This is a genomic window from Methylosinus trichosporium OB3b, assembly GCF_002752655.1.
Classification (GTDB): domain Bacteria; phylum Pseudomonadota; class Alphaproteobacteria; order Rhizobiales; family Beijerinckiaceae; genus Methylosinus; species Methylosinus trichosporium.
The window spans coordinates 2,094,731-2,118,800 of record NZ_CP023737.1; the positions used below are offsets into that span (position 1 = coordinate 2,094,731).

General features: G+C 67.5%; 21 protein-coding genes and 1 pseudogene. 4 read left to right on the forward strand and 18 right to left on the reverse strand.

From position 1 onward, the window contains the following. Nucleotides 1-65: 65 nt before the first annotated feature. From CQW49_RS10035 to coxB, 8 genes are all read right to left on the reverse strand, one after another. Nucleotides 66-821 carry an SURF1 family protein gene (locus CQW49_RS10035; RefSeq protein ID WP_065083575.1) on the reverse strand — a complete coding sequence of 252 codons (756 nt, stop codon included), beginning with the start codon at nt 819-821 and terminating at the stop codon, nt 66-68. Continuing rightward, entirely contained in the window at nt 811-1,191 is a 381-nt protein-coding gene (locus tag CQW49_RS10040; RefSeq protein WP_003614106.1) for a DUF983 domain-containing protein, read from the reverse strand. The genes CQW49_RS10035 and CQW49_RS10040 overlap by 11 nt, the downstream gene beginning before the upstream one ends. A 101-nt stretch (nt 1,192-1,292) precedes the next feature. Beyond that, nucleotides 1,293-2,156 carry a cytochrome c oxidase subunit 3 gene (locus CQW49_RS10045; protein WP_003614105.1) on the reverse strand — a complete coding sequence of 288 codons (864 nt, stop codon included), beginning with the start codon at nt 2,154-2,156 and terminating at the stop codon, nt 1,293-1,295. 112 nt (nt 2,157-2,268) lie between these two features. Beyond that, on the reverse strand, nt 2,269-2,868 hold the full coding sequence (locus CQW49_RS10050; protein WP_003614104.1) for a cytochrome c oxidase assembly protein: 600 nt from the start codon (nt 2,866-2,868) through the stop codon (nt 2,269-2,271). A gap of 2 nt (nt 2,869-2,870) precedes the next feature. Beyond that, nucleotides 2,871-3,053, reverse strand: a complete 183-nt coding sequence (locus tag CQW49_RS10055) for a hypothetical protein (RefSeq protein WP_003614102.1) — start codon at nt 3,051-3,053, stop codon at nt 2,871-2,873. A 29-nt stretch (nt 3,054-3,082) separates the two neighbouring features. Continuing rightward, nucleotides 3,083-4,018, reverse strand: coding sequence for a heme o synthase (locus CQW49_RS10060; protein WP_003614099.1), 936 nt, complete (start codon nt 4,016-4,018; stop codon nt 3,083-3,085). 78 nt (nt 4,019-4,096) lie between these two features. Next, nucleotides 4,097-5,767 carry a cytochrome c oxidase subunit I gene (gene ctaD, locus CQW49_RS10065; RefSeq protein WP_003614097.1) on the reverse strand — a complete coding sequence of 557 codons (1,671 nt, stop codon included), beginning with the start codon at nt 5,765-5,767 and terminating at the stop codon, nt 4,097-4,099. A 52-nt stretch (nt 5,768-5,819) separates the two neighbouring features. Further along, nucleotides 5,820-6,698 carry a cytochrome c oxidase subunit II gene (coxB, locus tag CQW49_RS10070; protein ID WP_003614095.1) on the reverse strand — a complete coding sequence of 293 codons (879 nt, stop codon included), beginning with the start codon at nt 6,696-6,698 and terminating at the stop codon, nt 5,820-5,822. A gap of 359 nt (nt 6,699-7,057) precedes the next feature. Between coxB and CQW49_RS10075 the strand changes: the two genes are divergently transcribed. Continuing rightward, a complete protein-coding gene (locus CQW49_RS10075) occupies nt 7,058-7,591 on the forward strand; it encodes an invasion associated locus B family protein (protein WP_003614094.1) in 534 nt (177 codons plus the stop codon). 40 nt (nt 7,592-7,631) lie between these two features. Further along, nucleotides 7,632-8,267, forward strand: a complete 636-nt coding sequence (locus CQW49_RS10080) for a hypothetical protein (protein WP_003614092.1) — start codon at nt 7,632-7,634, stop codon at nt 8,265-8,267. On the opposite strand, the gene CQW49_RS10085 is transcribed toward CQW49_RS10080, so the two are convergent. The 5 genes and pseudogenes from CQW49_RS10085 to CQW49_RS10105 form a co-directional block, all read right to left on the reverse strand. After that, entirely contained in the window at nt 8,245-9,612 is a 1,368-nt protein-coding gene (locus tag CQW49_RS10085) for an FAD-binding oxidoreductase (protein WP_003614089.1), read from the reverse strand. The genes CQW49_RS10080 and CQW49_RS10085 overlap by 23 nt on opposite strands. A gap of 479 nt (nt 9,613-10,091) precedes the next feature. Then, nucleotides 10,092-11,344, reverse strand: a pseudogene (locus CQW49_RS10090) (class I SAM-dependent RNA methyltransferase). A gap of 4 nt (nt 11,345-11,348) precedes the next feature. Then, nucleotides 11,349-12,089: a TlyA family RNA methyltransferase gene (locus CQW49_RS10095; protein ID WP_003614085.1), complete on the reverse strand. Its 741-nt coding sequence runs from the start codon at nt 12,087-12,089 to the stop codon at nt 11,349-11,351. Next, a complete protein-coding gene (locus CQW49_RS10100) occupies nt 12,083-12,721 on the reverse strand; it encodes an NrsF family protein (protein ID WP_024749792.1) in 639 nt (212 codons plus the stop codon). Before CQW49_RS10100 ends, CQW49_RS10095 begins: the two co-directional genes overlap by 7 nt. Next, nucleotides 12,721-13,239 (reverse strand): sigma-70 family RNA polymerase sigma factor, encoded by a 519-nt coding sequence (locus tag CQW49_RS10105; RefSeq protein WP_051418903.1) that lies wholly within the window; start codon nt 13,237-13,239, stop codon nt 12,721-12,723. The genes CQW49_RS10100 and CQW49_RS10105 overlap by 1 nt, the downstream gene beginning before the upstream one ends. A gap of 232 nt (nt 13,240-13,471) precedes the next feature. Between CQW49_RS10105 and CQW49_RS10110 the strand changes: the two genes are divergently transcribed. Continuing rightward, a complete protein-coding gene (locus CQW49_RS10110) occupies nt 13,472-13,861 on the forward strand; it encodes a hypothetical protein (protein ID WP_003613506.1) in 390 nt (129 codons plus the stop codon). A gap of 300 nt (nt 13,862-14,161) precedes the next feature. On the opposite strand, the gene CQW49_RS10115 is transcribed toward CQW49_RS10110, so the two are convergent. The 5 genes from CQW49_RS10115 to CQW49_RS10135 all read right to left on the reverse strand — a co-directional run bounded on the left by CQW49_RS10115 (nt 14,162) and on the right by CQW49_RS10135 (nt 21,259). Then, a complete protein-coding gene (locus CQW49_RS10115) occupies nt 14,162-14,752 on the reverse strand; it encodes a Yip1 family protein (RefSeq protein WP_003613504.1) in 591 nt (196 codons plus the stop codon). Nucleotides 14,753-15,037: 285 nt separating this feature from the next. Next, a complete protein-coding gene (locus CQW49_RS10120) occupies nt 15,038-15,628 on the reverse strand; it encodes a cysteine hydrolase family protein (RefSeq protein WP_155931279.1) in 591 nt (196 codons plus the stop codon). 266 nt (nt 15,629-15,894) lie between these two features. Next, nucleotides 15,895-16,545 (reverse strand): response regulator FixJ, encoded by a 651-nt coding sequence (gene fixJ, locus CQW49_RS10125; RefSeq protein WP_003613498.1) that lies wholly within the window; start codon nt 16,543-16,545, stop codon nt 15,895-15,897. Then, complete coding sequence (locus CQW49_RS10130; RefSeq protein WP_003613496.1) at nt 16,542-19,295, reverse strand: PAS domain S-box protein; 2,754 nt, start codon at nt 19,293-19,295, stop codon at nt 16,542-16,544. Before CQW49_RS10130 ends, fixJ begins: the two co-directional genes overlap by 4 nt. Nucleotides 19,296-19,648: 353 nt before the next feature. Next, a complete protein-coding gene (locus CQW49_RS10135; protein WP_003613494.1) occupies nt 19,649-21,259 on the reverse strand; it encodes a globin-coupled sensor protein in 1,611 nt (536 codons plus the stop codon). A gap of 278 nt (nt 21,260-21,537) precedes the next feature. On the opposite strand from CQW49_RS10135, the gene CQW49_RS10140 reads away from it, so the two are divergent. Further along, nucleotides 21,538-24,054, forward strand: a complete 2,517-nt coding sequence (locus CQW49_RS10140) for a DUF6165 family protein (protein WP_003613492.1) — start codon at nt 21,538-21,540, stop codon at nt 24,052-24,054. Nucleotides 24,055-24,070: the final 16 nt, after the last annotated feature.

The following is a 24,070-nucleotide window of genomic DNA, read 5'->3' on the forward strand; positions in this document are numbered from 1 at the left end:
TGTCGACAACCGCATGTCAAATGAAAACCAACCGATCGGCGCTCTGCTGCGCCGGCTGCGGGCCGTCATGAACGGCGAAGGCGGCTCCACGCGTAGAAGATGAAACCGCCGAGGGTGGCGGCGGCGAGGCCGAACCAGGTGACTGCGTAGGACAGGTGATTGTTCACCAGCTCGACATTGACGCCGAACGGGCGCGGCAGCTGATCGGACGCCGGGGTCGGGCTGGCGTCCGAATCGAGCTCCAGCGTGAAGGGCGCCACGTCTTCAAGCCCGAGAGCGGCGGCGATAGCGGATGCGTCGCTGGTGTAGAACAGGCCCGACGCCGGATCATCCGCGGGTGTGAACAAATTTTTCGCCTGCGGGCGGCGCAGCACGCCGACGATCGTCATTCGCCCGGCCGGCTCACGTCGTCGCGCGTCGCTCGCGCGCTGCGAGATCGACAGGAAGCCGCGGTCGACGAGCACGATCCCGCCGTCGTCGAGCGCGAAAGGCGCGAAGACGCGATAGCCGGGCTCGACGCCGGCGCCTTGCGGCGGCGGCGAGAAAATCAGCGCCTCGCGCGCGAGATCGAAACGGCCGCGCGCGCGCGCATGAAGGAAGTCATAGTCGTCGGGACGCATCGACCGCCAATCCGCGCGCGGCGGCAGATCGACCGGCGTCGCATGGGCGCGCGTCTCGACGCGGTCGATCAGCGCCTCCTTCCAGGCGAGGCGGCGCAGCTGCCAGACGCCCAGCGTCGTCAGAAGCGCGACCATCAGCGCCGTGAAGATCGCCGGGCCGAGCACCCCCGAACCCGCGAGCGCGCGCGCCTCAGCCCTCATCGGCCCGCCGGCCCTCCTCCGCCTTGTTGGCGTATTGCAGCGTGATCAGCAGCCCCTTGGTCGGCCGCAGCAAGCCGGCGCAGACGAGGATGGTCAAAGGCAGGAAGATCGCGAAATGCATCCAATAGGGCGGCGAATAGGCGACCTCGACATAGAGCGCCGCGCCGACCACGATGAAGCCGGCGAGGGTCATCACGAAGACCGCCGGTCCATCGCCCGCATCGGCGAAGGTCAGATCGAGACCACAGACGTCGCAGGTCGGCGCGAGCGTCAGGAAGCCGCTGAACAGGCTGCCTTTGCCGCAGCGGGGACAACGGCCGAGAAGGCCGGTCACATAAGGAGACGGGAGATGCTCGGGTTCGGCGGACATGATTTCCTCTCCGTCGCTGTCGAGGCGCGACGCCGAAAATGAAAGAAGCGCCGGCGATAGCGGCCGGCGCTTCGGAAAAGACAGCGGCTGACGCGCCCGGCCTATTCCATCGCTCCGCCCCAATTGCCCCAAACGTAGATAGAGGCGAACAGGAACAGCCAGACGACGTCGACGAAATGCCAATACCACGCAGCAAACTCGAATCCGAGATGCTGCTCGGGTTTGAACTGGCCGGCGTAGGTGCGCGCGAGGCAGACGAGCAGGAAGATCGTGCCGACGATCACATGGAAGCCGTGGAAGCCGGTCGCCATGAAGAAGGTCGCGCCATAGACCGAGCCTTTGAAGGCGAAGGGCGCATGGGCGTATTCATAGGCCTGCACGCAGGTGAAGGTGAGGCCGAGCGCGATCGTCGCGATGAGGCCCTTTTTCAGCGTGTCGCGATCATTGTGCAGCAGGGCGTGATGCGCCCAGGTGAGGGTCGCGCCCGAGGTGAGGAGCAGCACCGTGTTGAGCAGCGGCAGATGCCAGGGGCTCAGCACCTCGATCCCATGCGGCGGCCACACGCCCTGGAACAGCTCGGCGCGCGTCGCCTGCACGGCGTCGGCGGGGAAGATCGCCGAGTTGAAGAAAGCCCAGAACCAGGCGACGAAGAACATCACCTCGGAGAGGATGAACAGGATCACGCCATAGCGGTGATGCAATTGCACGACCGGCGTGTGATGGCCCTCGTGCTCGGCCTCCCGGATGATGTCGCTCCACCAGGACCACATGGTGAAGAGCACGCCGGCGAAGCCGGCCGAGAACAGCGCCGGCGCGCCGAAGGAAAGACCGAAGATCGGCAGGCCCTTCATCCAATGAATGGCGCCGATGGCGGTGGCGAGAGCGGCGAGGGAGCCGACGAGCGGCCAGGGGCTCGGATCGACGAGATGATAATCGTGCTGTGGTTTCGCGTGTCCGTCCGCCATGTTCAGTTCCTTGACAGTGGACCGGCCTGACGGCCGGCTCTCGTTGACTTGAGGCTCCTTCGAGCGATGGTCGCGCCTCACCGCCAGCGCGCCGTCGCTTATTCTCGCGCAATCAAGACCTCGGCCTCGCTCCCGCGGCGCTCGCCGCTTTGGGCGCGGCCTTGGAAGGGAAGAATGTGTAGGAGAGCGTGACCTCCTCGACCCGATCCATCGTCTCATCGGATTCGAGCGCCGGATCGAGGAAGAACACCACCGGCCATTCGGCGGCCTCGTGCGGACCGAGCTTCTGCTCGGAAAAGCAGAAGCAGGCCAGCTTGTTGAAGTAAGCGCCGGCCTGATCCGGGCTGACATTATAGGCCGCGACGCCGGTGGTCTCATGGTCGGAGAGGTTGACGACCTTATAATAGACCGTGGTGGTCTCGCCGGTGCGCGCCACGATGCGGCTCGTCTCCGGAGCGAAGCTCCAAGGCAGATCGCGAGCGACATTGGAGTCGAAGCGCACCGCCAGCCGGCGTTCGCCGGCCTTCATCGGCGCGACTTTGGCCACCTGCGTCGTGCCGCCGAAACCGGTCGCCGCGCAAAAGGCGCGATAGAGCGGAACCGAGGCGAAGCTCAGCGCCAGCATGACCAGCGAGCCGAGCACCAGCGCACCGGCCGAGCGCCCGTGGCGCGAGGCCCCTTTCTCGCCGTCCTGCGGAAGGTTCTCGCTCATCGTCACAAGCTCCTCGGCACGACATTGCCGCCGAGCTTCACGATGGTGACGAAATAAAACAGCGCGACGAACAGCGCCACGGCGACGCCGATCGCTATGTTGCGCGCGCGTCGGCTCTTCGCCTGCTCCGGCGTGAGCACGATGCCCTCCGCCTCTCTCGCGCCGTTGTTCGGGCCTCGCTCCATGATCTCACATCCTCTCGATTTGTTTCCGCTCAGGAGAACAAGGGCGAAAGATGAACGAGCCGCTCGATCACCAGAACCATGAACAGCAGGAACAGATAGAGGATCGAAAAAAAGAACAGGCGCATCGCCGCGCGCCGCGCGGCCTCGCCGCTGCGCAGACGGAACACTTGAATGGCACCGACGACCAGCGCCGCGCCGAGCAGGAGGGAGGCGGCGCCATAGATCGGCGAGGCGAAGCCCAAGAGATAAGGCGCGACGCCGATCGGCGCGAGCGCCAGCGAATAGGCGAGAATCTCGAGCCGGGTGCGGTCCTCGCCGGCGACATTGGGCAGCATGGGAATGCCGGCGCGGCCATATTCCTCGCGCTTGACCAGAGCCAGAGCCCAGAAATGCGGCGGCGTCCATACGAAGATGATCGAGAACAGCACGATGCTGGAGAGATCGACCGCGCCAGTCGCGGCGGCGAAGCCGACGATCGGCGGCAGCGCGCCAGCGGCGCCGCCGATCACGATGTTCATCGGCGTCGAGCGCTTCAGCCACATCGTGTAGACGACCACATAGAAGAAGATAGTGAAGGCGAGCAGCGCCGCGGCCAGCCAATTGGCGACGAGCCCGAGCGTCAACACCGCGAGGACGGACAGCACGAGACCGAAGGCCAGCGCCTCCTCGCGCGAAAGCCGCCCGGCGGGAATGGGGCGCAACCGCGTGCGCGTCATCAGCGCGTCGATATCGGCGTCGAACCACATATTGAGCGCGCCGGACGCGCCCGCGCCGACGGCGATGGCGAGCAGAGACGCGAAAGCGAGGAAGGGATGCGGCGGCGTCGGCGCCAACAGCAGGCCGGCGAGCGCGGTGAACACGACCAGCGACATCACCCGCGGCTTCAACAAAGCGAAATAGTCACCCGGCGCGGCGGTCGGGACGCGCGGCGCGCTGTCGTCGAGGATGAAGGAAGCGTCGCTCATGATCGTTCCAATCCTGCTCGCCTCTCTGGCGATTGGGCCGTCGGGCCGGGGCGCCGCTCCCCGGTCCGACGGCGCCGATCATTGATGTCCGGAGCCGGAGATGCGGGGCAGCACCTCGAACTGGTGGAAGGGCGGCGGCGAAGGCAGCGTCCATTCGAGCGTCGTCGCGCCCACGCCCCACGGATTGGCCCCGGCGACGCGCTTGCGCCAGAAGGCCTCGATCACGGTGTAGAAGAACAGCAGCACGCTGATCGCGGCGATCATGGCGCCGACCGAGGACCAATAGTTCCACAGCGCGAAGGCGTCCGGATAGTCGATATAGCGGCGCGGCATGCCGGCGAGCCCGAGGAAGTGCTGCGGGAAGAACACCAGATTGATGCCGATGAACAGCAGGGCGAAATGGGTCTTGGCCAGCGCCTCGCTATACATGTAGCCGGTCATCTTCGGGAACCAGTAATAGAAGCCCGCGAAGATGCCGAACACCGCGCCGAGCGACATCGTGTAGTGGAAGTGCGCGACGACGTAATAGGTCTCGTGCAGCTGCCGATCGATGCTGGCGTTGGCGAGCACCACGCCGGTGACGCCGCCGAGCGTGAACACGAAGATGAAGCCGATCGCCCAGATCATCGGCGCGCGGAACGAGATCGAGCCGCCCCACATGGTCGCGATCCAGGAGAACACCTTGATGCCGGTCGGCACCGCGATGACCATGGTGGCGAACACGAAATAGCGCTGAGCGTTGAGCGACAGGCCGACCGTATACATGTGGTGGGCCCACACGATGCAGCCGAGGAAGCCGATCGACACCATCGCATAGGCCATTCCGAGATAGCCGAACACGGGCTTCTTCGAGAAGGTGGAGACGATGTGGCTGATGATGCCGAAAGCCGGCAGGATCAGCACATAGACTTCCGGATGGCCGAAGAACCAGAACAGATGCTGGAACAGGATCGGATCGCCGCCACCGGTCGGATCATAGAAGGTGGTGCCGAAATTGCGGTCGGTCAGCAGCATGGTGATGGCGCCGGCGAGCACCGGCAGGGTCAGCACCAGCAGGAAGGCGGTGACGAGCATGCCCCAGGCGAACAGCGGCATCTTGTGCAGCGTCATGCCCGGCGCGCGCATGTTGAAGATCGTGGTGATGAAGTTGATCGAGCCGAGGATCGACGAGGCGCCGGCGAGATGCAGCGACAAGATCACATAATCCATCGCCGGTCCCGGATGGCCGGTGTTCGACGATAGCGGCGGGTAGAACACCCAGCCGCCGCCGAAGCCGAGGCTGCCCGGCGCGCCTTCCGCGAAGGCCGACAGCACCAGCAGCACCAGCGCGGCGGCGAGCAGCCAGAAGGAGATGTTGTTGAGGCGCGGGAAGGCCATGTCGGGCGCGCCGATCATGATCGGCACGAACCAGTTGGCGAAGCCGCCCATCAGCGCCGGCATCACGAAGAAGAAGATCATCAGCACGCCATGGGCGGTGATGAACACGTTGTAGAGATTTTTGCCGGCGTCGATCGAGGTCGGGTCCGTGCCCTGCAGAAGCGCCGCGAGGCCGGGGAAGACCTGAATGCCGGGATGCGCGAGCTCGGCGCGGATCGCCATGGACATCAGGAAGCCGATGAGGCCGCCGACGACCGCGAGGATCAGATAGAGCGTGCCGATGTCCTTGTGATTGGTCGAGAAGAGGTAGCGGCGCAGTCCTGTCGGATGGCCGTGGTGAGCCCCCGCCTCGGCGGTCGAGATCGCGTCCATGGTTTTCGTCCTCGAATGCTTGGCTTGTTCGTTCTTGCGGGTTGTATTGCGATCAACGCGTTCCGGTCTCGACGGCGACCTTCATGCGGCCGTCATCGAGCTTTGCGAACTTCTGCTTCGCCTCGACCAGCCATTCCGCATATTTCTCCTTGGAGACGACGCGGATGGCGGTCGGCATGAACGCATGATCCTTGCCGCAGATCTTCGAGCACTGGCCGTAGAAGACGCCTTCCTTGTCGGCCCTGAACCATGTCTCGTTGAGCCGGCCAGGCACCGCGTCGATGCGGATCGTGAAGGCCGGAATGGTGTAGGAATGAATGACGCCCGACGGGTCAGCGGTCACCTGCAGCTTCACCACCTCGCCGACCGGCACCACAGCCTCATTGTCGACCGAGAGGAGCCGAATGTCGTCCGGCGTGAGCTCGGCGTCGCTCTTCATCAGCTGATCGAAGGAGAAGCCGCCGCCCTGATCCTGCGGATAGGTGAAGGACCAGTACCACTGATTGCCGGTGACCTTGATCGTCACCGCCGCCTCGGGAATCTCGACCTGATGGGCGAGAAGCCGGAAGGAGGGAACCGCGATGAAGACGAGGATCAGCACCGGCACCAGCGTCCAGGCGACCTCGAGCCCGGTGTGATGCGTCAGCTTGGACGGCACCGGATTGGCGCTCTCGTTGAAACGCCAGCAGACATAGATCAGCAGGCCGAAGACGAAGAGGCCGATGAAGCTGATCACCGGAAGCAGGATGATGTTGTAGAAGAACTGCGTCTCGGCGCCGACGTCGGTGACCGTGGCCGGCAGGCCCAGCCCTCCCGGCGTCGGCCGGCCCTCGACCTGGGCGAAGGCCAGTCCCGCGAACAGCAGGACAGGAAGAAAGGCGCCGGCCATTGCGGCTGCGCGGCGGATAAAATGTCGTCTGCCGATGAGCATGAACTTCGCCTCTCGGACCTTCGGAACAAGGTCGTTATGATTCTGATGTCCGGTGTTTTTCGCGTCGGGCGGCCCGCCGCAAGCCGCGCTCGACGCATGTTCCGACGCGGTTTCAATCACAAACGGCGCTCCTACGCAATCGCTGCGGCGCCGCAGGCGCCTTGACAAAAAGTCGCGCCGTCCCCCGACCCCCCGCGCAGCGGCGAAGACGCCCCTCGAGCTTGACAGGCACTGGCCATTTGCTACCCAGCAGGTTGGATCGCGCGGCGTCGCGTAACGCCCCGATTCGGCCGGGATTCAGTCCTATGGGCCAGTGGTTTCCGCATCGAACGACACACATCGAGCGCCATGGAGCGAAAATGAGGCCAACCGCGCCGGATCGCCGATCTCTCGGGTTGCGACATCTGGTCGCGGGCGTCCTTTTGGCGGGCGCCGCACAAATGCTGTGCGCGCCGGCCGCCGCGCAAGGCGCCGTCAAGTCGCGATTCGGCGATTGGGAGATTCGCTGTGAGACGCCGCCCGGCGCCGCGAGCGAGCAATGCGCGCTCATTCAGAGCGTCGCCGCCGAGGACAAGGCCAATATCAATCTCGTCGTCATCGTGCTGAAGACCAGCGACGGCAAGAGCCGGCTGCTGCGCGTCATCGCGCCGCTCAATGTGCTGCTGATCAAAGGCCTCGGCCTCACCATCGACAAGACGCGCATCGGCGACACCGGCTTCCTGCGCTGCCTGCCCTCCGGCTGCGTCGCCGAGGTGGTGATGGACGACGCGCTGATCGAGCAGCTGAAGAACGGCCAGACGGCGACTTTCGTGATTTATCTGACGCCTGAAGAAGGAGTCGGCCTGCCGCTGTCGCTCGCCGGCTTCAAGGAGGGCTTCGCCAAGCTCCCGTGAAGCGCGGGCGCTCGGGCCGACCAGAGGAAGAGACGGTTTCATGGACGCCAAGCGCATTCTTGCAGGGCTCGCCGCCCTCGCGCTCTCTGCCGGCGCGGCGCACGCGCTCGATCTGCCCAACCCCTTCGGCCTGTTCGGGGACAAGAAGAGCGAGCAGGCGCCGGGCGCGCCGCCTCCGCCGCCGCCGGATGGCGCGCTCGGCGTCGACTGTCCCGAGATCCTCGTCGATTCGGGAGCCGCCTCGCTACGCGTTCCCCCGGGCTCCGACAACGCCGCTGTGCGCTATCAGCTCTCGCTCGGCGACATGGCGCGAGAATGCTCGATGCAGGGCGACCAGATCGCGATCAAGGTCGGCGTCGAGGGCGCCGCTGTGCTCGGTCCCGCCGGCTCGCCCGGCGCCTATTCCGGCTCGCTGCGCGTCGCCGTGCGACGGCAGAAGGACGAGCACATCCTCGATTCGAAAACCTATCGGATCTCCGCCGCCGTCGCCGCGGGCGCTACGCGCGGCGCGTTCCGGGTGATCGCCGATCCGCTGCTCGTTCCCTATCTCGGCCCGCAGGCCGCCGACGATTACGAGATTCTGGTCGGCTTCGAGGGCGGCGTCGCGGAGAAGCCGGCGGCGGCGCAAAAGCGCCGCAAGCGCCGATCCAGCGCTACAGCAGCTTCCCCGGATTGAGGACGCCTTTCGGGTCGAGCGCCTGCTTGATCGCGCGCATCACCTCGAGCGCGACCGGGTCCTTCACCTTGCGCAACAGATCGCGCTTCAGCCGGCCGACGCCATGCTCGGCCGAGACCGATCCGCCGAATTTGCGCACGAGGCCGTGCACCAGCTCGTTCATCTCGTCGCGTCGGGCCAGAAAGGCCGCGCGATCGGCGCCCGGCGGCTGCGAGATGTTATAATGAATGTTGCCGTCGCCCATATGGCCGAAGGGCGCCGGCCGGGCTCCGGGGAAATGGCGCTGGATCAGCGCCTCGGCCTCCGCCAGAAAGGCCGGAATGCTCTCGATCGGCACGGACACATCATGCTTGATCGAGCCGCCCTCGGGCTTTTGCGCCTCGGGCAGCGTCTCGCGCAGGCGCCAGAGTCCGGCCCGCTGCTCCAGCGTCGCGGCGAGCGCCGCATCCTCGGCGACGCCTTGCTCCAGCGATTCCGCGAGCAGATCGGTGAGCAGCTCGTCGGTTCCGCTCTCTGCGGGCGAGGCCAGTTCGACGAGCGCGTACCAGCGATGCGGGGAAGCGAGCGGATCGCGCGCGGCGAGATGGCGCAGCACGAAATCGACGCCGATGCGCGGCAGGACCTCGAAGGCGGCGAGCGCCGCGCCGGCGCGCGCCTTGGCGAGCGTCAGCAGAGCGAGCGCGGCCTGCGGATCGGCGAGGCCGACGAGAGCGGTGGCGCGCGAGCGCGGCAAGGGGAACAGCTTCAAGGTGGCGGCGGTGATGACGCCGAGCGTGCCCTCCGAGCCGATGAACAGACGGGTGAGGTCGTAGCCGGTATTGTCCTTGCGCAGCTTGGAGAGATTGGAGAGCAGCCGCCCGTCGGCGAGCGCCACCTCGAGCCCCAGCGCGAGGTCCCGCGCGGTTCCATAGGCGATCACATGGACGCCGCCGGCGTTGGCGGCGAGATTGCCGCCGATGGTGCAGCTTCCCTCGGCCGCGAGCGAGAGCGGAAAATAGCGCCCTGCCTCCTCGGCGGCCTGCTGCGCCCGCGCCAGAATGACGCCAGCCTCGACCGTCATGACGTCAGAGGCGGGATCGACCTCGCGGATGCGATCGAGCCGCTGCAGCGAAAGGATGATCTGCTCGCCGCTCTCGTCCGGCGTCTGACCGCCGACGAGACCGGTGTTGCCGCCCTGCGGAACGACGCCGACGCCGGCGTCATTGCAGAGGGCGAGGACGCCGGCGACCTCCTCGGCGCGACCGGGCCTCACGACACAGAGCGCCCGCCCGTGGAAGGCGTCGCGCGGCTCGGTCACATAGCCGATCATATCAGCCGGGTCGGCGATGACGCCGTTATGGCCCACGATCGCTTCAATGCGGTCGAGCAGAATGGATCGGGAAGGTCGTTCGCAGATGGCTGTCAGCGAAAATCACCCACCGAGGGAGGAGATCACCTGTGACGGTGACGACGATCGTCGGAACGCTTCACTCGCGCATAAGCGACTGCGGCGACGGGAAGGCTGCCCAGGACGATACTGCACAATGTTGCGGCGAGAAGCGCATTCATGTGACCATCTCCTTCCAGTTACGAACGAGAGCTACCTAGTTTTCGTTCCCTACGCTGGACACGGACGCAAATGCTATGCCTGAAAGGACGCGACTGGCAAGGGGAATCGCCCCCCGAACCCGAAATTATCTAAATTCCGCTCGTTGCCGCATATTCTGCGACTGGCGAAGCGAGATAGCGGGTGCTCGGAGCGCCGCCATAAGTGAACATACTTAGAGAGAGCGGCGCAATCGGTTCGAGGTCGTCCGAGAGCGAGCCTGCAGGCTCGCTCCTTTGCTACCGCGACAGCAGACGCCTGCGGGGCGGCTTGCTCCGCCGCTCGAAGGTCGCGACGATCTCCACATGGGGCGAATGGCGAAACTGGTCGATCGGCGTCACCACGCCCGCCTCATAGCCCCCTCTCGCAGACTGGCCGCGTCGCGCGCGAAGCTCTGGGCGTCGCAGGAGACGGCCACCACCCGGCGCACGGAGGATCGGGCGATCTCGCGCGCCTGCGCCGGCGCGCCGGCGCGCGGCGGATCGAAGATCACGGCGTCGAAGCGCGCGAGTTCCTCGGCCGTGAGCGGACTGCGGAAGAGATCGCGCGTCCGCGCCTCGATCGGAAGCATCGCGGCGCGCGCGGCCTTGGCCAGCGCCTCGATCGCCGGGGCGTCGCTGTCGACGGCCGTGACCTGCGCGCGCGCGGCGAGGCGCAGAGCGAACACACCGATTCCGCAGAAGAGATCGGCCACGCGCCCACCGGCGCTCCCCTGCTCGACGCGCGCCGCGATCTCGGCCTCGCCTCGAGCGGTCGCCTGCAGAAAGGCGCCCGGCGGCGGAACCACCAGCGTCTCGCCGACCGCCGTCGCGGGCGGGCGCCGCAGCGCGACGAGCCGGCCATGATTGGCGAGGCGGGCGAGATCGAGACTCTCGGCGAGGTTCAGCAGAGCGAGCGTTTCGCCCTCTTCCAAGGCGCCGGCGCCGCGAAGATCGACATCGAGCCCGCCGGTCGTCAGCGTGACCGCGACATCGAGCGGTTTTGCGCGCGAGGCGAGCGCCTGCGCCAGAGCCGCGGCGATTTCGGGCGCGCGGGACAGATCGGGCTCCAGCAGCGGGCAGGCGTCGATCTCGACGATCTCGTGCGAGCGCGCCTGCATGAAGCCGAGCCGAGCCGCGCCGCGCTCGAAGCGCGCGTGAAAGGTCGCCCGCCGGCGCCCGGCGCCATGGGCGTCGACGAGCGCGCCGACCTCGAGCGGAAGGCCGGCGTTGCGCAGAGCCGTCTCGACGAGCCCACGCTTCCAGCGCGCATAGGCCGGCGGCGCGAGCATCTGCGCGACGCAGCCGCCGCAGCGGCCGAAATGCGCGCAAAAGGGCGCGATCCGCTCCGGCGAGGCATCGAGAAGGTCGACGATCCGCCCGCGCTCGCCGTCAATCTCGGCGATCACCGTCTCGCCCGGCAGAGCATAGGGCACGAACACGCGCCCCTCCTCTCCATGCGCGATCCCCTCGCCGCGATGTCCGAGCCGTTCGATGACGAGACGCCGGCGCATTCGTTCAGCTCCGCTGCGCATGGAGAAGAAATTCGCGATTGCCGTCGCCGCCCTCGATCGGCGAGGGGATGACGCCGCAGATGCGCCAGCCGAGCGCCTCGACCTCGGCCGCGACGCGCGCGCACACCTCCGCGTGGACGGCGGCGTCACGGACGACGCCCTTCTTGACCGCGGCTCTGCCGGCCTCGAACTGCGGCTTGATCAGCGCCAACAGATCCGCCTGCGGAGCGGCGAGCGCCAGCGCCGCGGGCAGCGTCAGAGCCAGCGAAATGAAGCTCGCGTCGACGACGATGAGCGAGGGCGGCTCGGAGAGATGCGCCGCGGTCAGCGCGCGGGCGTCGAGCCCCTCGAAAGAGGCGACGCGCGGATCAGCGCGCAGCCTCTCGTGCAATTGGCCATGGCCGACGTCGATGGCGACGACATGCCGCGCGCCCGCGGCGAGCAGCGCGTCGGTGAAGCCGCCGGTCGAGGCCCCCACGTCGAGACAATAGCGCGCGCTCGCATCGACGCGGAACGCGTCGAGCGCATGGGCGAGCTTGACGCCGCCGCGCGAGACGAAGGGATGCGGCGCCCGCGCCGCGATCGCCGCATCGGCGGCCACGAGCTGCGACGCCTTCTCGATCCTGCGGCCGTCGACCTCGACGAGGCCCGCATCTATGGCCGCGCGCGCCTTGGCGCGGCTCTCGAACAGGCCGCGCGCGCAGAGCGCGACATCGGCGCGCTGTGAGGATCGCGCGCTCACCATCGCAGCAGGCGCGAGCCGAGCGCGAAGCCGAGCAGCGTGACGAAGCCGATCGCCAGCGAATACCAGGCGGCGACGAACAGCGGGCTGTCGTTGACGCAATGGGCGGCGTAGAGCGCCGCCGCCAGCGCGCCCGCGGCGAGTCCGGCCAAGGCGCCGGCGAGCCCGGGCCGCGCCGGCGCGCCGCGCCGCAGCGCATAGAGCAGAAAGGCGAGCGGGCCGAGCGCCAGCAGCGGAATGAGCATCAGGCAGAACACGGCGTTGTCGCCAAAGAGAAGCCCGCGCCATTCGTCCCCGCGCGAGAGCGCGAATTCTGCGGCCGCCGCCATTGCGAGAACGACGGGCGCGGCGAAAGGCGCGAGCGCCCAGGCTCCGGCCTCGCGGCCGGGCGCGGCGACCCGCAGCAGCAGCCCGACCACAGCCGCGAGCAGGCCGAGGGTGACGGCGAATTTCAACAGAAAGCGCAGACTCGCGGCCGCTTGAGCGATATCGGGACGCGGCCCGAGCAACGCGAGGAACAGCGCTCCGGCGACGAGCGCGCCGCAAAGCAGCGCGCCGGCGAAGAGTCGGCGGAAGCGCAGACGCGAGGGAGCGAGATCCATCGCCAGCGCGCCGATCAGATCCTCGGTTCTCATCACTCCCCCTTCCGATAGAGCGCGGCCAGGCTCTTGATCGCCCGATGCAGCGCAACGCGCACGGCGCCCTCGCTCATCCCCAGCCGCAGGGCGGTCTCCTGGATCGAGCGTCCCTCCACCGAGAGCGAGCGCACGAGATCGCGCTGCCGTTCGCCCAGGGCGCCGAGCATCCGGTCGAGGTCCTGCCTGTCGAGTCCGTCGTCCGCGGCCTCGGCGGCGACGAGGCGCTCGGCCAATTCGTCGATCGGCAACGGCGTCTTGTCGCCGCGCCGCCGGCGCGCGTCGATCAGCTTGTTGCGGGCGATGGCCATGATCCAGGGCCCGATCGGCCGATCCACGTCCCATGTGTCGCGCTTCAGATGGATCGCCAGCAGAACCTCCTGGACGACATCCTCGGCGTCGCCGGCCGGCAGACCGATGCGCGCGCAATCGCGCCGGGCGAGGCCGCGCAACGCCGGCGCGAGCGACGAGAGCAATCGGCGATAGGCGTTCGCGTCTCCGCCGATGGCGGCGCGCATCAGCACGGCCCATTCCTCCTCTTTCGGCGATCCCACGTCACATCCATCCTTCGTCCGAACGCCGCGCTTCGTTACGCGAAGGCCCTCGCCGCGTCGAGACGCCGCGGCCGCCGCCCGAGAAAGCTGAAGGGCAGATGAACGACACGGCCATGCCACGTTCAGCTTCGTACGGTTAATTTGCGCCTCATGTTCGATGAGGCCCGCTCGGGGCCGCCGTAAAGGGGAGAGCTCGATGAACGCCCGACTGAAACAATTCGCCGCCGCCGCCATCGCCGGCGTCATCGTGGCGGGTTCGCTCGGCGCCGCGACGCCCGCCTCGGCCGGCGGCTATGGCTGGGGTCCCGGCTGGGGCGGTCGTGGCTGGGGGGGCCCCGGCTGGGGAGGCCGCGGCTATGGATATGGCGGCGGCTGGGGCTATCGCCGCGGCGGATGGGGTGGCGGCTATCGCGGCGGCTATGGATGGGGCGCCCCCGTCGCCGCCGGCCTCCTCGGAGGCTTCGCGCTCGGCGCCGCCGCGTCGCGTCCTTACTATTACGCTCCCGCCTGCTATCCGGTCCAACAGCGCGTCTACGACGACTGGGGCCAGTTCGTCGGCTATCGCCGCGTGCGCGTCTGCAACTGATTTTCGCGTCCTCCGCCCGAGGATCCGCGAAAACCGCCGCCGCTCCCCCGCCCCTACTCGCGCGACGGCGGATGTGAGGCCTCCCGGACTCCCCTCCGGGAGGCCCTTTTGTTCGGCGGCGCCGGTTCCGCGTGGAGCGAGCACGGCGACGAAGAGCGAGCCTTTGAGGCTCGCTTCTCGCAGCACGCCGATGATCCGCCGCTAGAGCGCTTTCCGATCGAACGGAATCGTTCGATCGATCAGAATTCGCTCGAACCAAAGAATGCGAGAGTATGCGATCCAATTGGATCGGCCAACGCTCTAGATCGGCGCGATCATATGCACGATGGCCCCGTGGAGGAAGGCCCCCGCTATGCCGAGCGCCACTCCCGCCGCGGTAAAGACGTCGGCATATTCCGGCTTGCTGCGCGTCATCGGCGCCACGCCGACATAGAAGAGCCAGACGGCGTAGAGGCCCAGCACGTCGAGCCAGCGCAGGCCAGGAATGAGGCCGAAGAATTCGGCGAGCCAGATCGGCGTATAGGAGAAGACGACGAGCTTGAGGGCCCGCAGATCGTCGGTCTTTCCCTCGAAGGTCGGCGCGAGGCGCGAGAGGGCGATCGCGACGACATAGAGCAGCGGCAGGCTGAGCGCATATTGGACCAGCGAATGCAAGAGGCCGCCGAAAAACGTCGTATGCACGACGCCCTCGGAAGCGCGCGTGAAGCCGAACAGCCAATTGCCGAGGAAATTCGCCACCGCGGGAATCGCGGCGAGATAGACGACATAGTTCAGATAAATCTCGCGCACCGTCATCGGCTCGGCGTCGATCGCCGCCCATTCGCTCTTCGGCGACAAGATGATGCGCTTCGCTCGCTCGGCGATGTCCTTCGCCCGTTCCTTGATATCCATCCTCGGCTCCCCTGGGTCTCGATTTGCGCCGCGGCAGGAGACTGGCTCGAGGAGCGCGCCGAGACAAGCCGCACGCCGCCATCTAGAGCTTTATCCGCTCCGATCGGATCGGATAAAGCTCTCGCATTCTTTCGCTTGCGCGCGAATTCTGATCGATCGAACGATTCCGGCCGATCGGAAAACGCTTTAGCGGTGTGATTCAGCCGATTCGACCGGGCTGAAGCAGCGAGCCTCATGGGCTCGCTCTCGAGGGAACGCAAATCGGCTGACGCCGAGGCCCGCCCCTCACTCGGCGCCTGTCCAATCCCGCATCAATTCGGCGGCGGTCATCAGCCGCGCGAAACAGGCGATGAGCGGCAACGCCGAAGCGCGGGACGCATCGGCCTCGGCGCTCGGCGCAAAGCCGGGAGGCGCCGCGTCCTTCACCACGATGATCGGATGGCCGGCCAGAAACCCGTCGATCGCCGTCTGCAGCACGATATCGCCGAGCGCGTCGCCGAGCAGAATCAGCAGCGGGCCGCCCATGACCTCGAACAGCCGCGAGAAACGGCGATGGCGCAGCAGCGACGGCCCCCTGGTCCGGAAGACGAAATCGTCGGGCTTGGGCCGGCGCTGCGAATCGGCGGACGCAGGCTCCGGCCCGCCGGGATCGCGCCCCGCGCCGGCCATCGAATAGGATGGAACGAGCAGCGCGGCGTCCGGCTCGACGAAGACAGTCGGCCAATCGGCCCCCTCCCACCGCCCGAGCAGCGTCGCGCCGGCGGCTCCGAGCGGGTTCTCGACGCGCGTCCGCGACGGCGGCTCGAAACGCGCTTCGGTGATGCAGATCAACAAGGCCCGCGCCGGGCCGCCGCTCGCAAAGCTCGAACAATTCATCGCCATATGTCGCCCGATAGAGGTTTTCGCACGGCGGGCCGAACCCCGGCGGCTCTGCGCATCGCGTGCGGAGAATCGATAAATTCCATCTATACGTGCATGCTAATTGACAGGATGCGAATGCGCCGCCGCAACGATGGCGGCGACCTGCCCGCCGGCTGCGCGACCAACGGCGACCGCCGTCCGCGCGACCGCTGTCCCCGCGACCGCAATGGCGGGCCGCGGCCAGAATTTTCGCTCATCGGGCTTCTCCCCCTCACCCTCGCTCAGTGATCGACCGGCGGCCCCGCCTCGGACTCCTGCTGCTGTCCCTTCGCTTGTCCAGTCAATGACATGCGCACCAGCTCCGGCAGGCTGCCGGCCTGCATCTTCGCCATCACATTGGCGCGATGGACCTCGACGGTGCGGACGCTGATGCCGAGCTCATGGGCGATGATCTTGTTGGGCTGGCCCTTGAGCAGGCCGGCCAGCACCTCGTTCTCGCGGCCGGTCAGCGTCGTCAGCCGGCGCGCGATCTCCTGCTCCTGCGTGCTCTGCGCCCGCTTGCCGCTGTCGAAGGCGAGCCCCAGGCGCACGGCGCCGAGCAGCGCCTCGTCGTCGAAAGGCTTCTCCAAAAGGTCGAGCGCGCCTTCCTTCATCGCCTGCACGGCCAGCGGCACATCGGCATGCGCCGAGATCACGATCACCGGCAGCGAGAGGCCCATTTCCTTGACCTTGAGCAGCAGCTCCATGCCGGTCATCTCGGGCATGCGCACATCGGTGACGACGCATCCGGTGCTGCCGCGATCGATCGAGGCGAGAAAGCCGAGAGCCGAGTCATGGGTGACGACCTCGAGGCCCTCGGTCGTCAACAGCAGACGCAAGGCGTCGCGCACGGCGGCGTCGTCGTCGATCACATGAACGGTCGGATGGCTCACGTCTCGGTCTCCACGCCGAGCGGCAGAGTGAAGCTGAAGGTCGCGCCTCCGTCCCGGTTGGGACCCGCCCAAATCTTCCCGTAATGCGCCTCGACGATGGTGCGCGCGATCGTCAGGCCGACTCCGAGGCCATTGGCCTTGGTGGTCGTGAAAGGCTCGAACAGGCTGGCCCGCGCCTCCTCGGTGAGTCCCGAGCCCGTGTCCGCGACATCCACCCTTATCATGCTCCGGCCAGCGGCCCGGGTCGAGACGAGCATTCTACGTGTTTGTGACGAGCTCATCGCATCCTTGGCGTTTCTCATCAGATTGACGACGACCTGCTTGATCTGCACCCGATCGGCCAGGATGCGGTCGTCGGGCGCGTTCAGCTGGAAGACGACGCCTATGCCGGCCTGCTTGGCCTCCACCACCACGAGCTCATTGGCCTCGGCGACGAGCTCGTGCAGCCTCTGGATCGTCTTGTCGGGCTCGCCGCGCGTGATGAACTCGCGCAAATGACAGATGATCTGCCCGGCGCGCATGATCTGCGTCGCGGCGTTGTCGAGCGCGTCCTCGACATTGGCGGGACGCTGGTCCGCCGGCATCTGCAGCAGGCGCCGCGCCGCCCTCAGATAGATCGTCGTCGCCGAAAGCGGCTGGTTGAGCTCATGGGCGAGGCCGGCGGCGAGCTCGCCGACGGCGCTCAGCCGCTCCGCATGCAGCTTCTGCATGCGCGCCTCGATCCGCCGACGCTCGCTCAAATCGCGGACGAAGGCGATGAACAGGCTGCGGCCGTGATAGGCGGCCTTGCTGACCGATAGATCCACCGGAAACGCCGCGCCGTCCTTGCGCCGCCCCTCCGCCTCGCAGACCGCGCCTTCTTCCGCGCAAGCCTCGTGAACGCGCGAGAGCAGGCTCGACCGGCGGCCTCCGCAAAGGCAGGCGGGAATGAGCGCCTCGATGCTGCGCCCGATCGTGTCGACCTCGGGATAGCCGAACATGCGCACCGCCGCCGAGTTCATCGACCGGATCGCGCCCTGCTCGTCGAGGGTGACGATGGCGTCATGGGCGCCTTCGACGGTGGCGTGGAGCCGCGCCTCCTTGTCGACCAGCGCCTGCTCGATGCGCTTGCGCTCGGTGACGTCCTGCAGATATCCGTTCCACAGAACCGAGCCGTCCGGCTCGCGGATCGGCGAGGATTGCGCCTCGATCCAGACCCAGCCCTTGCGCGGATGATTGTAACGATAGCTGGCGCGCCAGACGGTCATGAGACGCGCAGACTCGGCGATGCTGGCGCGCACATGGCCGAGATCGTCCGGATGCACGCGCGCGAATTTGATCTCCGCGTCCTCCCGCAGCGCCTCGGAGGAGAGGCCGTAGACGTCCTCGACATTGGGCGATGTGTAAGGCAGCGACGCCTTGCCGTCCGGAGCGAGACGAAAGGAGGCGATGAGGCCGGGCGCCGAGGCGGCGACGCCGGCGAGCTGCTCGGCGAGCCGCGCCTTCTCATGCAGCTCGCTCTCCGTCCGCTTCTTTTCCGTGACGTCGCTGACGACGCCGATCATCCGAACGGCGCGAGGATTGTCGAAGAAGGCCTGCGCGCGCGACGACACCCAGCGCTCGGCGCCGTCAGCGCGCCTGCGAATGCGATATTCGGCCTGATAGCGGCCGTCGCCAGAAGGATCGAGAGCCGCGTGCACGGCGCTCCGCACCTCCTCGCGATCGTCGGGATGGATGAGGTCGAGCACCGTGTCCGGCAGGATCGGCTCCGCGGCCGGAAGCCCGAAAATCTCGCGATGCTTGGCGTCGACGTCGACGGTCTCCTGGCCGGTGTCGAGCTCCCAGCTGCCGATGGCGCCGGCGGCCAGCGCGAGGCGCAGCCGCTCGTTGCTGTGGCGCAGCGACTCCTCGGTCTCGCGCCGCTCGGTCACGTCGATCGCGGTGCCGAGCACACGCGTCGGGGTCAGCCCGCGCGGGCTGCGCCGCAGCTCGAACTGACCCGCCAGCGCGATCCAGCGCAGCGCGCCGTCGGCGCGCCGGATGCGCAGCTCATGGCTCCATTCGCCGCCATCGGCGCCCGTGCAGGCGGCGCGAAGCTCGGCGTAAAAGCCCGGCCGATCGTCCTCGAGCAGCATGGCCTCGACCTCGGCCAGCGTGATCGCGCGCTCGGCCGGCAGGCCGAGAATCTCATGCGCCGTCGCCGAGAAGCAGCTGCAGCCGCGAACGAGATCGGCGTCGAATGTGCCGACCCGACCGGCGGCGACGGCGAGACGCAGCCATTTCTCGCGCTCGCGCAAAGCGTCGCTGGCCGCGAAGCTGCGCTCCATCCATTTGATCTGCGAGAGATCGGTGATCACCGCGAGCCGCGAGGCGGCGGAGCCCGCCGTCGGCGGCCCGAGCGCGACGCTCACCGGCGCCAGCGAACCGTCGGCGCGCGCGAATTCGAACTCCCTCGTCTCGGCGCGCCCGGCAGCGAGGAAGGCGGCGAAGCGCTTCCTCTGCGGCAATGCGACATGGTCGACGAGCCGACCGCCGATCAGCCGCGCCAGCGGCCGTCCGATCATCTCCCGGAACCGCCGATTGCAGTGCAGGACGACCGCGTTGCGGTCCAGCTCGACCGTGCCCTCACGCATCTCCTCGAGCAGGCGGCGACAGATGCGCTCGACGCTCTGCCGGCCGATGTCGGCGCCATCCTTCGCGCGTGGGGCGCGATCCGCAGAGCGGCGTTGGGGCTCCGGCGGCGCTGAGACGCGAACGCAGGTTTCATCCACCGATTTTGCCTCCCTTCCGCGACGGAAGCGGACGTCGTCGACGCTGCGTCTGGAAGTCACGCCGGTCCACGCCGCTTCGGCCCAAGGACACGGCTCGCGCGATCGAAGCCGCAGCAGGCGTGCTCGCGCTCGGCGCGCTTCGACCGATGCGAGGCGGTTCGCCTCGCGCTGGATCATAGGTTTGATACGTCACGCGGACGCGGCAAACTGCCTGTGGAAATTACTTAGCTTCGATAAGCTTTCAGCGGGAGGTGGCGCCGGCGGCCGCCTTCGACGAAGCGTCTCGTCTCGAGCGCGTCCTCCACTCACGTAGCGCGCTCATGCGATCGGCGCGAGCGTTCGGAAGCGAGGCTTCAGAAGTCCCGCCACTCCTCCTCGCTGGCGCCCGCCGAAGACGCGCGTCCGCCGCCGGCCGCCGCGGCCCGACGGCGCGCCGGCTGCTGCGGCGGCGATGGGCGGCGCGGCTCGGCCATGGCGTGCCGGCCGTCGCGCGCGCTGGAATCGAGCTTGAAACGCGAGATCAGCCGCGCGAGATCCTCGGCCTCGTGCGAGACGCTGTGGCTCGCGGCCGTGGTCTCCTCGACCATGGTGGCGTTCTGCTGCGTCATGCTGTCGAGCTGGCTCACGGCGCGATTGACCTCGCTCAAGCCCGTCGCCTGCTCCTTCGAGCCGGCGGCGATCTCCGTCACCACTTGGCTCACATCGCCGACCTGCCGCACGATCTGCTCCAGCGCCTCGCCGGTGCGGGTCACCAGCACCACGCCATTCTCCACCTGCGCCGTCGACGCCGAGATCAGCCCTTTGATCTCCTTGGCGGCCTCGGCGGAGCGCTGGGCGAGCGCCCGCACTTCGGAGGCGACGACCGCGAAGCCGCGGCCGGCTTCGCCCGCGCGCGCCGCCTCGACGCCGGCGTTGAGCGCGAGCAGATTGGTCTGAAAGGCGATCTCGTCGATGACGCCGATGATCTGGCCGATGTCGCGCGTCGAATGCTCGATGCGGCGCATCGCGTCGACGGCCTCGCGCACGATCGCGCCGCCCTTCTCGGCCTCGGCCTTGGTCGCGTCGAACACCTCGCTCGCATGGCGCGTGCTGTCGGCGGTCTTGTTCACCGTGGCCGTGATCTCCTCGAGCGCCGCTGCTGTCTCCTCGAGGCTCGCCGCCTGCGTCTCCGTGCGCCTCGCGAGATCGTCCGCCGCGCGGGAAACCTCGGCGCTCGACGACTGGATCACATTGGCGGAACTGCCGACGTCGGCGAAAGCCTCGCGCAGCTTGTCGACGGCGTTGTTGAAATCGCCTTTGATCTTGTCGAAGCCGCCGTCGAGCGCCTCGTCGATCCGCCGCTGCAGATCGCCATGCGCGAGCGCGTCGAGCGCCCGCGCCATCACGTCGACGGCGTGGCGCTGCGCCGCTTCGGTCGCCGCGCGCTTCTCGTCCGCGAGGCGCTGCTGCTCGCTCAGCGTCTCGAGATAAACAGAGATGGACAGATCCATGTCGACCAACACCGCTTTGACGAGCCCCGTGAGGCTCTGCGCCAGCCGATTGTTCCGGTTCTTGCCCGCGAACATCGAATGGGGCGCGCTTTCCTCGATCGCGGCGCGAATCAACCGGTCGACGACCACCGCATAGGCGTTGATGTAGAGGCTCGGCTCGAGACCGATGCGCGCATGCGCGCGGCCGACATTCTGCGCCATGCGCTCATATTCGGGACCGAAATTCGCTTTGGCGATCTGCGCCCAATGCCGTTGCTGCGCGCCTTTCGCAGAGGCCATCTGACGCTCGTCGCCGAAGAAGGCGCGCAGCTTCGAGTCGGCGCGGACCTTCTCGTAGAAAGCATCGAGCGCCGGACCGAGCGCGCGCAAGAGAACCGGCTCGAGGCAGCGCAGCGCCGCACGGGCCTCATCGGTCATGTCGATAAAAGCGAGCCGTTGCTCCATCGTCATCGGCTGCTGCGACGCATTGGTCATCAGTCCGTCCCTTTCCGCAAGACGACGAATCGCGTTCTCGGCTGCTCGCCGCGAAACATCATCGCCGTTGCCTCCTCACCGCCTCCTGCGAATCGTTATTCGATTCGTCGCTCCCACAGATTGCAAATTAGTCATAATTTTTTATTGCGCGTTCAGACCGATAACGTGCAACAATGTTACATATTGTAACGCACGGCGGCATAAAGCGAGACGTCAGTCCGAGACAAGCCCGACCTTCTACTCGGATCATTCGACGACGATCCGAGAGAGGCAGCTCGATGACGCCGAGACATCGCAAGACAGGTCCCGAGCGCGCGCGCCCGCCCGCCGATTCCGAGGTCTTTCTCGCGACGCTGATGGCGGATGTGCGCGAGGGCTCGCTCGCTGTCGCGACGCATAAGATCGATGCGCGGCGCGATATTGTCGACGCCCATCCGTTCGCCAGCTATCTCGCCGGTCTCATTCGCGTCGCCAAGGGCGAGCACGAGAAGGCGATCGCGCATTTCGGCCGCGCCGTCGCGCTCGCTCCCGATCATGCGCAAGCGCTCTACGGCCGCGCCGTCGCGCTGCAAAAATGCGGCCGCCCAAACGAAGCTCTCGCCGATTACGAGGCCTCGCTGCGGCTCGATCCCGCCAATGCCGAGGGCTGGTTCAATTACGGCGAGGCGCTGATCGCGCTGCGGCGGCATTCGGACGCATGCGACGCCTTAACGCACGCCCTGGCGCTCGCGCCGAGCCACGCCGCCGCGCTCGGCCATCGCGGTCTCGCGCTGCACGCGCTCGGCCGCGACGCCGAGGCGATCGAAGATTACGACCGCGCGCTCGCGCTCGCCGGCGCAGACAAGAACCTACTGCGCAATCGCGCCGTCGCGCTGGTGCGGCTCGCGCGCCATGAGGAGGCCCTCGCCTCCTTCACGCAGGCTTTCGCCATGGACGCGCGCTATCTCGACGCGGCGGACGGCGCCGCGGGCGCTCTGATGGCGCTGCGCCGTTTCGACGAAGCGGGCGCGCTCTGCGACCATGTGCTCTCCTTCGCGCCGCAACATGCGCCGGCGCTGCTGACCAAGGGCAATGCGCTGCATGAATTGAAGCGCTTCGAGGAAGCGCTCGCCGTCTTCGACGCGGCGCTCGCGCAGGCGCCGGACGATGTGCGGCTCGCCACCAATCGCGGCATGGCGCTGTTCGAGCTCGGCCGCTTCGACGAGGCGCACGCCGCGGCGCTCGACGCTATCGCCCTCGACGCGGGCTTTGCGCTCGCCTGGCGCTGCCGAGGAATGATCGAGCTGCGCCGCGCCGAGCTCGACGAAGCGCTCGCCTCCTTCGATATGGCGCTGCGCCTCGTCGGCGCGGACGCCGATGTCTACGTCGGCCGCGCCATCGTACTGAAGGAGCTCGCCCGCTATGACGAGGCGCTCACCGATTTCGACCGCGCCCTCTCCATCGATCCGCGCAATGCGGAAGCCAAGGCCAACAAGGGCTCGCTGCTGCTGCTGCTCGGCCAGTTCGAGGAAGGCTTGGAGCTGTTCGAGCACCGCTGGGTGCAGGGCGACCGGCCCAAGGCCGAGATCTCCTATCGCTGGCCGGAATGGCGCGGCGAGCCGCTCGCGGGCAAATCCATCATCGTGCTCGATGAGGCGGGCCTCGGCGACGCGCTGCAATTCTGCCGCTACGCGCCATTGCTCGTCAAGGCCGGCGCGCGCGCGACCTATCATTGCCGCCCTTCTCTGGCGCGCGTGATGCGCGGTCTCGGCGCCGATGTCGAGATCGTCACGGCGCCGCCGCCCGGCGCCGACTATGATTATTGCGTCACCATCTGCAGCCTGCCGCGCGCCTTCGCGACGCGCGTCGACACGATAACCGGCAACGCTTATCTTCACGCCGAACCGGAACGCATCGCCCATTGGCGCGCGCGCTTGGGCGAAGGATTCAAGGTCGGAATCGCCTGGCATGGCAGCTCGCATTCGCGCTCCGACCATACGCGCGCGGCGCCGCTCGCCGCCTTCGCGCCGCTCGGCCGCATCGACGGCGTGCGGCTCGTCAGCCTGCAGAAGAACTTCGGCGCCGAACAATTACGGAGCGCGCCGACCGGCATGCGCATCGAATCGCTCGGCGCGGATTTCGACGCCGGCGCCGACGCCTTCGTCGACGCCGCCGCGGTGATCGCAAATCTCGACCTCGTCGTCACCATCGACACGTCCATCGCCCATCTCGCCGGCGCGCTCGGCAGACCAGTGTGGATCGCCATCAAGCATTCGCCCGAATGGCGCTGGATGCTGGAGCGCGAGGCGACGCCCTGGTACGACAGCGCGCGGCTGTTCCGCCAAAAAGCGCGCGGCGATTGGGACGAGGTTTTTGCGCGCATGGCGCACGAATTGGAGCGGCTCGCCCATGCGCCGCAGGCGGCGCCGGTGATGACGCCCTGCTCGATCGGCGACCTCATCGACCGCATCACCATTCTCGAGATCAAATCCGCGAAGATCGCCGACGCCGCCAAGCGCGCCAATGTCGCGCGCGAGCTCTCGCTGCTCGCCGACCAGCGCGACGCGCGCGGGCTTCGCGGCGGCGCGCTGGAAGCGCTGACGCGCGAATTGAAGGACACCAATCTCGCGCTGTGGGAGATCGAGGACCGCATTCGCAATTGCGAGAAGCGGCAGGATTTCGGCGCCGAGTTCATCGCGCTGGCGCGCAGCGTCTATCACCGCAACGATCATCGCGCCTTGTTGAAGCGCCGCGTCAACGACCTCTGCGGCTCGGCGATCGTCGAGGAGAAGTCCTACGACGAGACGCAGCCGTGACGAAGCAATGAAGGGC